Origin of the sequence: Pseudoteredinibacter isoporae (genome assembly GCF_011602085.1) — a bacterium.
Classification (GTDB): domain Bacteria; phylum Pseudomonadota; class Gammaproteobacteria; order Pseudomonadales; family Cellvibrionaceae; genus Pseudoteredinibacter; species Pseudoteredinibacter isoporae.
This window is the reverse complement of sequence record NZ_JAAONY010000001.1, coordinates 991,415-1,004,330: the sequence shown is the minus strand read 5'-3', so window position 1 is coordinate 1,004,330 and position 12,916 is coordinate 991,415. Positions and strand designations below refer to the sequence as shown.

Here is a 12,916-nt window from a genome sequence, read left to right as displayed (position 1 = left end):
AGTACGCGGGCTATACTCAATACCTTAAAATCCATAAGAGTTTACCGAAGTGAACAAGCAAGACTATGTAAAATGGTTCCGTGATACCACGCCTTACATCAAGTCGCAGCGTGGCAAAACCATTGTTCTGATGCTGCCGGGCGCCGCGATTGCCCACGACAATTTTCTGAATATCGTCAGTGATATTAATCTGCTGAGCAGCCTGGGCGTTCGCCTGGTGTTGGTTCACGGTGCTCGTCCGCAAATTGAATCTCGCTTTGAAGCCGCCGGAATTGAAAGCCAGTTGCATAAAGGCAAACGCGTGACCGACCCTGAGAGCATGGGTTTGGTTTGCCAATCTATCGGTGAAGTGCGCAATCAAATTGAAGCGGCATTCTTCAGCCGCCACCTGAATGCACCGAAAGGCGCAGAATATGTCCAGGTCGTCGCGGGCAACTTTGTCACTGCTATGCCAATCGGTGTCATTGATGGTGTCGATCTGCAACATACCGGCAAAGTGCGCAAGCTGGCGACCGATGCTATCGACACCATGCTGGATAACCGCCAACTGGTTTTGATTTCGCCGCTGGGTTATTCCCCCACCGGCGAAACCTTTAACCTGTCCTACGCCGAGCTGGCCACCCGTGTCGCCATCGATCTGAAAGCCGACAAGCTGATCGCCTTCTGCTCAGAAGACGGCGCCTACAACGCCAAAGGCGAACTCTATCGCGAACTCACCCTGCTCGAATGTCAGGCTACACTGGGCCAGGATGGCGACCTGAATGATCATCGCCTTGCTCTGGAAGCCTGCTATCGCGCCTGTGATCAAGGTGTAGCGCGGGCACATGTGCTCAATTACGGCGACGATGGGGCATTACTCAAGGAACTCTTCACCCGTGACGGAGCCGGAACGATGGTGTATCGCGACAGCTATGAACTTATCCGTCGCGCACGCATCAGTGATGTTGGCGGCATTCTGGACTTGATTCGCCCACTGGAAAAACAGGGGGTACTGGTACGTCGCTCTCGTGAGCGATTGGAAATGGAAGTTGAACATTTCACAGTGATGGAAAAGGACGGAGCCATTATCGCCTGTGCGGCCTTGTATCCGTTTAACTCCGCCAATTCAGGCGAGCTTGCCTGCGTTGTCACCGCACCAGAATATCAGGGCGGCGGTCGAGCGGCCAAATTATTGAAACATATTGAACGCCAGGCCAAAAAGCTCGGCTTTGAACAGCTGTTTACCCTGACCACGCAAACTGCCCACTGGTTTATTGAGCAAGGTTTTGAATCTGCGAATGTTGCGATCCTGCCTGACGAAAAACAGTCGTTTTATAATTATCAGCGCAACTCTAAAGTCTTCGTCAAAAAAATAGACAAATAATCATCACCATTCCGACTTTGACACCCAATGAGCTGTATTCGATATGAATACAGCTCATTAATTAATCCTTTTGGATTATCTATCGCGCCACTCTTGATCCAGATCATATCCTCTTTTCGCACTCGGCATTAATGTGCACGGCCCAATACTAAAAGCCCAAAAGAGGCCTTTCATACATGAATATCTCTAGTAAAGCGGCGACGGTTCTTTACCGTAAAGACAACCATAGCTGCATCGTATTTTCTGATCTGGTGGAGGGCCATGGTGTCCAGGCCAACCAGTTTCTGATTATTGATGAAAATCACACGGCACTGATCGACCCCGGTGGCGATCTGACCTACACACCGCTGTCAATTGAAATCAGCAAACACGTCAGCCTGCAGGAGCTGGATTATATTTTCGCGTCCCACCAAGACCCGGACATTATTGCCTCATTACCTCGCTGGATGATGCACAGCCATTGTAAAGTCGTGACCCCCAAGCTCTGGTCACGCTTTCTGCCGCATTTGGCGTCCAACTTTATTACTGACAAGCTCAGCGCCACTGTCGACGAGCGCATCATTGGTGTGCCCGATGAAGGCCAGAAAATTCCCTTTGGTCGCGACCATATCATTTGTCTGCCTGCTCACTTCCTGCACTCGGTGGGCAATCTGAATTTTTACGACCCGGTCAGTAAAATTTTATTTTCCGGTGACATGGGCGCTTCCATTGTGGATACCAATGCATCTGACCCGGTGGATGATTTCGCGGCGCATATTAAATTGATGGAAGGTTTTCATCGTCGTTATATGACCAGCAATAAAGCCTGCCGTCTGTGGGCCAAAATGGTCAGTCAGCTGGATGTGCAAATGATTGTCCCCCAACACGGCCGACCCTTTGTAGGGCGCACCATGATTGCCCAGTTCCTGAAATGGATCAGCAGCCTGAAGTGCGGCGTGGATTTGATGAGCGAACAGAATTATCAGGTTATCAAATAATTCCATTCGTCAGGGAGAAACAGAAAGCCGCACGACAGAACCTAACATCGCTATAGAATTTAAATATCCGAAAAATCTCCTCCTCGGCCTTTGCCCGAGGCGAAGCGCGCCGCCCCTGAACTTGCCAGACCTTGATCCACCACCGGGCGGCCACGCGAAAACTCAATAGCCAAGCCCTCTTCGATGCTGCCGTCAAAAGCCTGATAGGCGGACAGCCGGTCTGCACGCAAGCAATCCTGGGGAAATTGTGCAATTGAAAGAGCCAGCTGTTCCGCCTCTGCCCGCACCGTTCCTGTGTCGACTACCCGGTTGGCCAAGCCCATTTGCAAGGCCTCATTGGCTGCCACTGGACGACCGGTAAGAATCAAATCCATAGCACGACTCAAACCGATCAAACGGGGAAGACGCTGAGTTCCGCCATCGATTAATGGCACCCCCCAGCGGCGACAGAAAATGCCAAAGACCGCATCCGCCTCCATCACCCGCATATCACACCACAGCGCCAGCTCCATTCCGCCAGCAACAGCATGGCCTTCAATAGCCGCGATAACCGGTTTACTCAGCAGAAGACGAGAAGGCCCCATTGGGCCGCTGTCATCAAGACTCAGTGTTTCCCCTTTGAGTGGCGCAGGATCGACCATGGGGTTGGCACCATCCATTTGCGCTACGGCTTTCAGATCCGCGCCGGCACAAAAACCGCCATCACCATAGAACACCGCAACCTTGGCTTCATCATCTTGCTCAAAATCCATAAAGGCTTCTGCAAGCGCTCGGGCGGTGGGACCATCAACGGCATTCCTGGCATGGGCTCGATCGATGATGACCGTCGTCACAGGTCCGTTCTTTTCAACGCGTACCATTATCTATTACTCCCAATCTATCGCCTCAATTATTACTTTAATTTTCCGATTGTTAAATTCAGTGTAACATGGGTACTTTAAAGAAAGTCAAGCAAGCTTAGCAAGCCCCTCCCAAGCCTTGTTACAATGGCTCTTTTTTACGCCGCGTTTTACATTAGCAAAATCATGAGCCTTGAAAACACCCTGAGCAATTACCGCGAACTGTTTCTTTCTGAACGTCCACTGATGGATGTTCGAGCCCCCGTGGAGTTTGATCAGGGACACTTCAATCAAGCTTTTAACCACCCCCTGCTGGACGATCAGCAACGCCAGCAAATTGGTCTGCGTTATAAAGAACAAGGTCAGGATGCAGCCATCGAACTCGGCTGGCAAATGGCCACAGAAGATGTTCTGGAAAGTCGCCTGCAAGCCTGGTCGGGGTTTGTAAAACAAAACCCCGAGGGCTGCCTGTACTGTTTTCGTGGTGGCTTGCGATCCCGCTTCAGCCAGCAGATTTTGCGAGATCACGGAATCGATTACCCTATTGTCGAGGGTGGCTACAAAGCTATGCGGCAATTTCTGTTAAAAGAACTGGAACAGGCCTGCGAATCTGCCCCCCTGATCATTATCGCCGGCCCAACCGGAAGCGGGAAAACCAAAGCCATCCATAACATCCAGCGCAGTATCGACCTGGAAGGCAGCGCCAATCATCGCGGCTCGGCCTTTGGTCAATTCATTGGCAGCGAGCAACCGGCACAAATCAGTTTCGAGAACGCCGTTAGCCAACGCTGGCTGCAACTGGGGCGGGATAAGGCTGTGGTTATGGAAGACGAAGGTCGCTTGATTGGTCGTTTGAATGTGCCCAATATCATGCAGAGTGCCATGCAAAGAGCCCCCCTGTTACAAATTGATGAACCCCTGAACCAGCGCTGCCAATGGGTCATCGAAGACTATGTGCTGGAACCATTAAAAAGCGTCGCTATCACACAGTTTGGCGAGAGCTTGCAGAACAACCTCTATCGCATTCGCAAACGCCTCGGCGGCCTGCGTTATCAGCAACTGCAAAAACAATTTGAAGAGGCTTGTCAGGCCTGGCAACACAAGCCCGACCCAAGTCCTTTTTATCGCCCCATTGAACAACTGCTACGTGATTATTACGACCCCATGTACAATTACCAGTTGCAACAGCGCCAGGGACAAGTACTATTCCGCGGCCGCTGTGAAGAAATTATTGATTGGTGCCGCGAGCAACGCTTATAAACACTAAGCCGTATTGACTTTATCTGGAGCAGACATGACCGTAATTCGCTGGATTTTAGGCCGTATTATTTTATTACTGAATGCGATTTTTCGCCCGAGCCAGCGCAAGCTGAGTACCGAGCAAAAAGCCGCCCAACAGGCCAATGCCAGCAATCTCGCTCTTTACCAATTTGCCGCCTGTCCATTTTGTGTCAAAGTACGTCGCGAACTGCATCGCCTGGATCTGGAGCTGCCCCTGCGCGACGCCAAAAATTCCGAACTCTATCGCTCTGAGCTGGAACACGGCGGCGGCCGCATCAAAGTACCCTGCCTGCGCATTGATGAAGGTGATAACAGCACCTGGCTGTACGAATCCAATGACATCATCGACTATCTGCGCGGACGCTTTCCGGCAGAAGCCCAGATCGCCCAAGCTTAAGCGAACCCTCATCACAGGTGGGGCGTCGGCTCCACCCGATCAACAGCGCCCTCTGCCGTGATCTCTCACTTCCCCTGATTTCTTATCTTGCTTTCCCTTTCGCCCTCACCAGCAAAACTGAACAAACCTTGAACGAACCGATCAAATAATAAACTTTCAACCAATCCCTAAGTATTAAGCCGCAGTTCATTGAAAATGAATAAGTATTAGCTTTTATGTGATCCTAGTCACGTCAGCGATTGTGGCGTCATGATGTAATCAGCCGCCTAAACCGATTCGCCAATGACACAAAAAACAAGGGGCCATTTTTCATGGGCACTTTAGATAAAAATTGGAATTCGGAAACGGAGTTCGCGTTCAATGGGCAGCAGGAAGCTCAATACCCGATGCTACTACGTATGCAGCAAGACTTTGATTTCAAAATCATGCAGCAGGATTCGGGCTATCTGTTAAGCACGCGTGAATATCTTGATATTGAAAGCGTCGATGTATCACCTCTATTCCAGACTCTGGAAGCGCTGGAGCAATATATCAACAAAAACATGGTTGATATTTTGTACAGCTATCTGTTTGACATCCCCAATCAAGACGTCAAAGATCTGAGCGGCAACTACGCCATCGCCTGATCATTAATGATTCTTCGATAAATGAAAGAGAGCAGCATTGATCTGTCGCTCTCAGTTCATTATTTATAATCTGCACTGTCGTATAATCCAGACATGGACAGTGCAAATTACATCGATATCGTTTTAATTGGCGGCGGCCACGCCCATGCCCAGGTCATTAAGATGTGGGGCATGAAGCCACTTGCCGGCGTTCGCCTGAGCCTGATCAGCCCAAGCAGCTTTACGCCCTACTCAGGCATGCTGCCTGGGCTTGTCGCGGGCCATTACACCTTCGAACAAAGCCATATTGATCTACGCCGCCTCTGCCATTGGGCCGGCGTGCGCTATATCAATGATCGTGCTGTCGCGATCGACAGCACACGAAAAGCCGTTATTTTAGCGAGCCAACCGGATCTCCCCTGTGACTTTCTCTCCATCAATAACGGGATTACACCCGATCTCAGCATTGAAGGCGCCAAAGAATTTGCCATAGGCGTGAAGCCCATCAGCAATTTTTACCAACAATGGCAAACACTGTTGCAGCAAGAAGCCTGCATGATCAGCGTCGTAGGGGCAGGCATCGCCGGTATTGAACTCAGCCTCGCGATGGCTGAACGTTTACGCAAAGAAAACAAAGCTGCCAAAATTCAGTTAATTTACCCCCAGAAAGTCCTGCTGCCAGACGCACCACAAAAACTGCGGCAACATTTGGAAGTCGCTCTTCAATCTTACGACGTGGAATGCCTGCCTGGTCATCGAGTTAATCAGTTTACCGCCGACACCATTAAATGCGAAAACGATGACGGTGAGCATTTGAATCTGAATTCCGATTTTCATCTGCTGTGCACACAGGCCAAACCCTCTGGTTTTGCACAGGAGTCCGGGCTGAAATGCGATGAACAAGGTTTTATTTTATTGAACGATGCCCTGCAATCGATCAGCCACCCCTGGATTTTCGCCGCTGGCGACACAGCTCAGCAGCAAAATCACCCACGCCCCCAGGCCGGCGTGTTTGCTGTACGCCAAGGGCCGATTCTGTTTAAAAACCTTCGCCGAATCGCCAAAGGCAAAAAGCTCCGTCAGTACACACCACAACAAGAATTTTTGAAAATCATCAGTCTGGGGAAAAAATCTGCCGCAGCAAGCCGAGGACAAAAAGCCATTTCCAGAACCGGCCTGAGTGCCGCTCTGGTTTGGAATTGGAAAAATCATATTGACCAAAAATTCATGGCGCGCTTTCAAAAACTGCCGAAAAGAGATATGAAAAAAGCACAGGGTTCTGTCACAAAACTGGCCCTGCCTGAAGAAAGCCTGTTGCCCGCCATGCATTGCGAAGGCTGCGGTGCCAAGGTGGCTGCCGATGATCTCAAAAATATTCTACAGGAGTTGAGTCACAGCAAAGCCCTGGATACCAAAACGCTCACGGATGACGCAGCCAGGCTCTCATTACCTGACAATTATGAGCTTTTGCAAACCGTTGACAGCTTTCATGGTTTGGTGAGTGACCCTTATGAACAAGGGCGCATTGCCTGCTTGCATGCCATGAGCGATATTTTTGCGATGGGAGCAAAGGTGCATAGCGCTCAGGCGATGATCAGCATCGCCCACGCCGGCGAAAATATCGTCAAACGTGATCTGAAGCGCTTGCTGCAAGGTATTTTATATGAGTTGGAGCGGCATCACGCTCAGCTGGTGGGTGGTCACAGCAGCCTTGGCGATCGCAACAGTATCGGCCTAGTCGTCAATGGCTACAGCGAACCGGAAAACATCCTGTTTAAAAATGCCTTGAGAGCGGGTGACGATTTAATTCTCACCAAAGCCCTTGGCAGTGGAATCGCATTTGCAGCTGAGCAACACGGGTTGGCCAAAGGGCCGTGGATTGATGCCACCATCGAGCAAATGTTGCAATCGAACTATCCTGCGGCGCAACTGGCGCATGAATTCAAGGTAAGAGCCTGTACCGACATCACCGGCTTTGGTCTGGCGGGTCATTTGCTGGAAATGCTGGATGGCAGTGCTCTTTGTGCCGCGCTTGACGTGAACACTTTACCGCTACTGGAAGGCGTTGATACCTTGCTTGAAAGAGAGATTCGCAGCAGCCTCTTCCCTCAAAATATGCGCAACATTCGCTCCCATATAGATGGCAAAATTCCAGACATTCTTGCCGATCCACAAACCAGCGGCGGCTTGCTTATTGCCGTGTCAGCTGGAAAATCCGATGCCTTGTTGGATGCCCTAAAAGAACAGGGCTACCATCACAGCGTCCGCATCGGGCACATAAAAGCGAAACACAGGGATCATATCGAACTGCTTTAATAGTGCTTTAATAGCATCTTCGTTTTCTGCGGAATCATTCCCCATAGCCGTCTGTTTATTTTACTGTAAAGTGCCTGCGTTATTGTAAAGTGCCTGAGCCGACGTAAAGAAGCTGCACAACCTTTTTGAGCTTTGCTCGCTACTGACCGCGAATAGTAAAATGATTACCAATATTAAAGACCTTAACAACACGGTAAGCCCGATATGATTCAGCGCCGACAATTTCTTCAGCTTAGCGGCCTCGGTCTGGCCAGTTCGCCACTCAGCGCCAGTATTAGCCAATATGGCCAGCGCCCACAATTACCCGGTTCCATCAACAGTGGCGATGTCAATCACGATAGTGCGGTGATCTGGAGCCGTACTGATCGCCCAGCCATGATGTGGGTTACCATAAGCACTGAACCTGACTTTAAAAACAGTCAACGTTTTCCAGGCACAGCCGCCCTCGCCGAAACAGATTTCAACGCCAAAGCCGTCGTCCATGGCCTACGTGCTGGAACACGCTATTTCTACCGCGTGCAATTCGAAAGCCTGGACAAACCCGGTCTGTTTGGGGAACTGCAACAAGGACAATTTAAAACTGCACAAACCCAAGCCGGAACAATTCGATTTTGCTGGTCAGGAGATACCGCCGGCCAGGGTTATGGTATTGATACTTCCCGTGGCGGAATGCATTGCTATGCGGAAATGCTAAAACGACAGCCGGATTTTCTGGTGCACTGTGGTGATTTGATTTACGCCGATGGACCGATTCAAGCCAGAAAAACTCTGAGCGACGGCACCGTTTGGAATAACATTGTCACCCCCGGAAAAAGCAAGGTGGCCGAAACATTGCAGGAATTTCGAGAAAATTATTATTACAATTTCCTCGACCCCAAGTTTAAACAGTTTCATCAAAACGTCAGCAGCTATCAGCAATGGGACGACCATGAGGTGGTCAACAACTGGTACCCCGGTGAACAACTGCTCGACGACAAACGCTATACCATCAAAAGTGTTTCTCTGCTGGCGGAACGTGCACGACAGGCCCTACTCCAATGCAATCCCATTCGCTTAAACCCGGAGGACCCACGCCGCATTTATCGCAAAGTCAGCCACGGACCCATGCTGGATATTTTCTTTCTGGATATGCGCAGCTATCGAGCAGCGAACAGTTTGAACCGCCAGAAAATAGAATCAGCTGAAACGGCGTTTCTCGGGCGGGAACAGCTGGCATGGTTGCAAAACTCCCTGGCCAGTTCGACCGCCACCTGGAAAATCATTGCCAGCGATATGCCCATAGGCCTGAGGGTAACTGAGTGGCAAAGTGAGGTCGCTGAAAATGCGGCCAATGGCAATGGGCCTGCACTGGGACGTGAATTGGAAATTGCGCGCTTATTGCAATTCATCGCGGAGAAAAACGTCCACAATGTCCATTTTATAACGGCCGATGTGCACTATTGTGCCTCTCACTATTATCATCCGCGCAAGGCCCAGTTCAAAGACTTCAAACCTTTTTGGGAATTTGTCAGCGGCCCTCTGCACGCGGGAACTTTCGGCCCGAACGAACTCGATAACACCTTTGGGCCCGAGCTGATTTTTAAAGGCATTCCCGACGACCTAAGCCCGAATGCCCCCCCTTCGGACAATCATCAATTCTTTGGAGAGATCGAAATTGATGGCCTCGCAGACACCCTTACCGTTAAGCATTTCAATCGCCTGGGCGAGGAGCTTTGGCGCAAAACATTAAAAGCTGAAGCATAATATTCGGCCATTCAGGGCTGAACAGAATAATTACAATCAATAAAACCCCTTTGTGGAACAGCCTGCGGCAAACGCCGCAGGCTGGACTCAGCAATAAACCTGCCGCCATAATAGCCCCGCCCTTTTTAACAGCAATAAGAAGACTATGATGAAACTCCGCCTGTTAGCTGCCAGCATCAGTGCAGCCCTTATGTGCAGCTCATTGAGCTCAAGCGTCGCTGCCGACACCCCCGCCAAAGAAAATGACGACAAAGCCAAATGGGATGTAAACGCACCCATGGGGGAGTTTGTTGACGCCGAAATTGATGTGCGAGAAGGCACCTGGATGAATATCGATGTCAGCCCGGACGGCAACACTCTGGTGTTCGATTTGCTGGGGGACATTTACAGCTTACCGATTGAAGGTGGCGAAGCAAAAGCCCTGATGACAGACATCGCCTGGCAAATGCAGCCGACCTTCAGCCCTGACGGCAAACACATCGCGTTCACCTCGGATCAGGGTGGCGGTGACAACATCTGGATCATGAAGACTGATGGCAGTGATCAAACCGCGGTCACCAATGAAACCTTTCGCTTGCTCAACAGCCCTGCCTGGAGCCCGGATGGGGATTACCTGGTAGCGCGCAAGCACTTTACCGGCACGCGCTCACTGGGCGCAGGTGAAGTCTGGCTCTACCACAAAGCGGGCGGCAAAGGCCTGATGTTGACCAAGCGCCCTAATCAGCAAAAAGATTTGGGCGAGCCGGCGTTCTCTCCAGACGGCCGCTATGTGTATTTCTCCCAGGATGCCACTCCCGGAAAAACCTTCCACTACAGCAAGGATTCTGAAAAAGGCATCTACAAAATCAAACGCTATGATCGCGAAACCGGCGAAATAAAAGTTATTTTGTCTGGCCGTGGTGGTGCAATTCGCCCAACCCCATCACGGGATGGCCGCTACCTGGCCTATATCGCTCGTGAAGACTTTCAATCCACGCTGTTCCTGCTGGATTTAAAAACCGGCGAAAAACGCAAGCTGTATGACAAACTTGAACGAGACATGCAGGAAACCTGGGCCATTCACGGTGTTTATCCCAGCATGGCCTGGACACCCGACAATAAAAACTTGGTGTTCTGGGCAAAAGGAAAATTACACAAGCTGAACATCGACAGTTTGGACGTAAGCAACATTCCGTTCCACGTCAAAAACACCAAGAAAATTCAAACCACCGTACGTTTTGATCAGGACATCGATCAGGATCGTTTTGACGTTAATATGCTGCGCAATGTGCACATTTCTCCGGATGGCAAACAGGTCATTTTTGAAGCATTGGGTCATATTTATAGCCGCAGCCTGCCCGATGGCAAACCAAAACGTTTAACGAAACAAAACGATCACTTTGAAATGCAGGCCAGCTTTTCCCGCGATGGCAAAAAAATTGTCTATGCGACCTGGGATGATCAAAAGCAGGGTAGCCTTCGCGTTATGTCTGCTCGCGGTGGAAAAAGTAAGGTCATCACATCTGAGCCAGGGAAATACATAGAACCGGCATTTTCACCGGATGGTAAGCACATTATTTATCGCAAGGCGAAGGGTGGCTACATCACAGACCCCAAATGGGGCCTGAATCCAGGTATCTATCGCGTAGGCAGTAAAGGCGGAGAAGCCGAGCTGATTACCGAGAAAGGTGTTCTGCCCCAATACGGAGCTGCCAATGACCGCATCTATGTTATGCGCCACAGCGCGAAGCCGTCGCTGGTGCGAGTTAATATTGTCGATAAAAAAGAACAGCCATTATATGAGGGCAAATACGCCACCGAATTTAAAGTATCGCCCGACGGCAAATACCTGGCCTTCGCAGAACGCTTCAAAGTATTTGTTACACCTTTTGTTGAAAGTGGACATCTGATCACCATTGGCCCCAAGGCCAAAAACCTGCCGGTAAGAAAACTGTCGGTACGCGCCGGTGAAAACATCAGCTGGAATGCCGAAAGCAATGAACTGTACTGGAGCCTTGGCCCGGATTTGTACCAAGCCGAATTGAACGGCCTGTTTGCTGTGGGTTCCTCGGACAGCAAAAATAAAGACGCCCTCAACAAAGAACCTGTTGTAACCGCCATCGGTTTCAGCAGCGACGTGGATGTTCCCAAAGGCAAACTCGCCTTTGTCGGCGGCCAGGTGCTGACGATGGAAGACGGTGACAAGGCCATCAAAGATGGTGTGGTTATTGTTGACGGTAATCACATCGTTGCCGTGGGCAGCAAAGCAGACATTGAAATTCCAGCCGATGCCAAGCAAATCGACATCAGCGGCAAAACCATTATGCCCGGACTGATCGACGCTCACGCACACGGCCCTCAGGGCAGCAATGAAATCATTCCCGAACAGAACTGGAAGAACTACGCCGGTCTGGCATTGGGCGTGACCACCATTCACGATCCATCAAATGACACCACGGAATTTTTTACAGCAAGCGAACTGCAAAAAGCCGGCAAGATTGTTGGCCCGCGTCTCTACTCTACCGGCACCATTTTGTACGGAGCCTCCGGCCCGGGTTACACCTCCCATGTGGACAGCCTGGACGATGCAAAATTCCACCTGCTGCGTTTGAAAAAAGCCGGCGCGTTTTCTGTGAAGAGCTACAACCAGCCTCGACGCAATCAGCGCCAACAAGTGATTCAGGCCGCACGCGAGCTTGAAATGATGGTGGTACCGGAAGGTGGTTCTCTGCTGCAACACAATCTGAGCATGGTTGCCGATGGACACACAACTCTGGAGCATTCCATTCCGGCAGAAAAGGTCTATGACGATATCAAACAGTTCTGGACCGCAGGTGAAATGGCCTACACTCCAACATTGGTTGTGGCCTACGGCGGTATCTGGGGTGAAAACTACTGGTACGATAAAACCAATGTTTGGCAACATCCGCGACTGAGCAAATATGTACCCGCGGATGTTCTGGCCAAGCGCGCCATGCGCCGCCCAACCGCACCGGACCACCACTACAACCACATTACTGTGGCCGAAACCGCAAAAGAGCTGAACGATATCGGCATTTTGACCAATATCGGCGCCCACGGACAGCGAGAAGGTTTAGGGGCGCACTGGGAGCTGTGGATGTACGCGCAAGGCGGCATGGAACCCATGAACGTTCTGCGCACAGCAACCAGCAACCCGGCGAAGTCCCTGGGATTGGACAAACACATCGGCTCAATCAAAAAAGGCAAGCTTGCTGATTTAATTGTGATTGATGGCGATCCGCTGAAAGACATTCGCGTAACGGACCGCGTTGACTATGTCATGGTTAACGGTCGTTTGTTTAATGCGGAAACCATGAACGAAGTTGGTAATCGCTCGAAAGCGCGTGAACCGTTTTACTTTGAAAAGAACGCTTCAAAATAAAGGGGTACCCGTA

At 50.6% G+C, this 12,916-nt stretch carries 9 protein-coding genes; 8 read left to right on the top strand and 1 reads right to left on the bottom strand.

The annotated features are described in order from the left end of the window. The first annotated feature begins 49 nt into the window (after window positions 1-49). The gene (argA, locus tag G8768_RS04335) at window positions 50-1,363 is read left to right on the top strand and encodes an amino-acid N-acetyltransferase (protein WP_166850789.1); all 1,314 of its coding nucleotides are present in this window, start codon (window positions 50-52) and stop codon (window positions 1,361-1,363) included. A gap of 176 nt (window positions 1,364-1,539) precedes the next feature. Then, the gene (locus G8768_RS04330; protein WP_166850792.1) at window positions 1,540-2,340 is read left to right on the top strand and encodes an oxygen-binding di-iron domain-containing protein; all 801 of its coding nucleotides are present in this window, start codon (window positions 1,540-1,542) and stop codon (window positions 2,338-2,340) included. 59 nt (window positions 2,341-2,399) lie between these two features. Here the strand turns inward: G8768_RS04330 and G8768_RS04325 are convergent, their stop codons facing one another. Then, a complete protein-coding gene (locus G8768_RS04325; protein WP_208020069.1) occupies window positions 2,400-3,200 on the bottom strand; it encodes a crotonase/enoyl-CoA hydratase family protein in 801 nt (266 codons plus the stop codon). A 165-nt stretch (window positions 3,201-3,365) separates the two neighbouring features. Here G8768_RS04325 and mnmH point away from each other — a divergent pair, with 165 nt between their 5' ends. The 6 genes from mnmH to G8768_RS04295 all read left to right on the top strand — a co-directional run bounded on the left by mnmH (window position 3,366) and on the right by G8768_RS04295 (window position 12,903). Continuing rightward, a complete protein-coding gene (gene mnmH / locus G8768_RS04320; RefSeq protein WP_166850795.1) occupies window positions 3,366-4,439 on the top strand; it encodes a tRNA 2-selenouridine(34) synthase MnmH in 1,074 nt (357 codons plus the stop codon). 34 nt (window positions 4,440-4,473) lie between these two features. Then, the gene (locus G8768_RS04315; protein ID WP_166850798.1) at window positions 4,474-4,857 is read left to right on the top strand and encodes a glutathione S-transferase N-terminal domain-containing protein; all 384 of its coding nucleotides are present in this window, start codon (window positions 4,474-4,476) and stop codon (window positions 4,855-4,857) included. Between the two features lie 311 nt (window positions 4,858-5,168). Continuing rightward, complete coding sequence (locus G8768_RS04310) at window positions 5,169-5,483, top strand: hypothetical protein (RefSeq protein WP_166850801.1); 315 nt, start codon at window positions 5,169-5,171, stop codon at window positions 5,481-5,483. A 93-nt stretch (window positions 5,484-5,576) separates the two neighbouring features. Continuing rightward, window positions 5,577-7,778, top strand: a complete 2,202-nt coding sequence (selD, locus tag G8768_RS04305; protein WP_166850804.1) for a selenide, water dikinase SelD — start codon at window positions 5,577-5,579, stop codon at window positions 7,776-7,778. A 204-nt stretch (window positions 7,779-7,982) separates the two neighbouring features. Then, window positions 7,983-9,521 carry an alkaline phosphatase D family protein gene (locus G8768_RS04300; RefSeq protein WP_166850807.1) on the top strand — a complete coding sequence of 513 codons (1,539 nt, stop codon included), beginning with the start codon at window positions 7,983-7,985 and terminating at the stop codon, window positions 9,519-9,521. A 145-nt stretch (window positions 9,522-9,666) separates the two neighbouring features. Further along, window positions 9,667-12,903 (top strand): amidohydrolase family protein, encoded by a 3,237-nt coding sequence (locus G8768_RS04295; RefSeq protein WP_166850810.1) that lies wholly within the window; start codon window positions 9,667-9,669, stop codon window positions 12,901-12,903. Window positions 12,904-12,916: the final 13 nt, after the last annotated feature.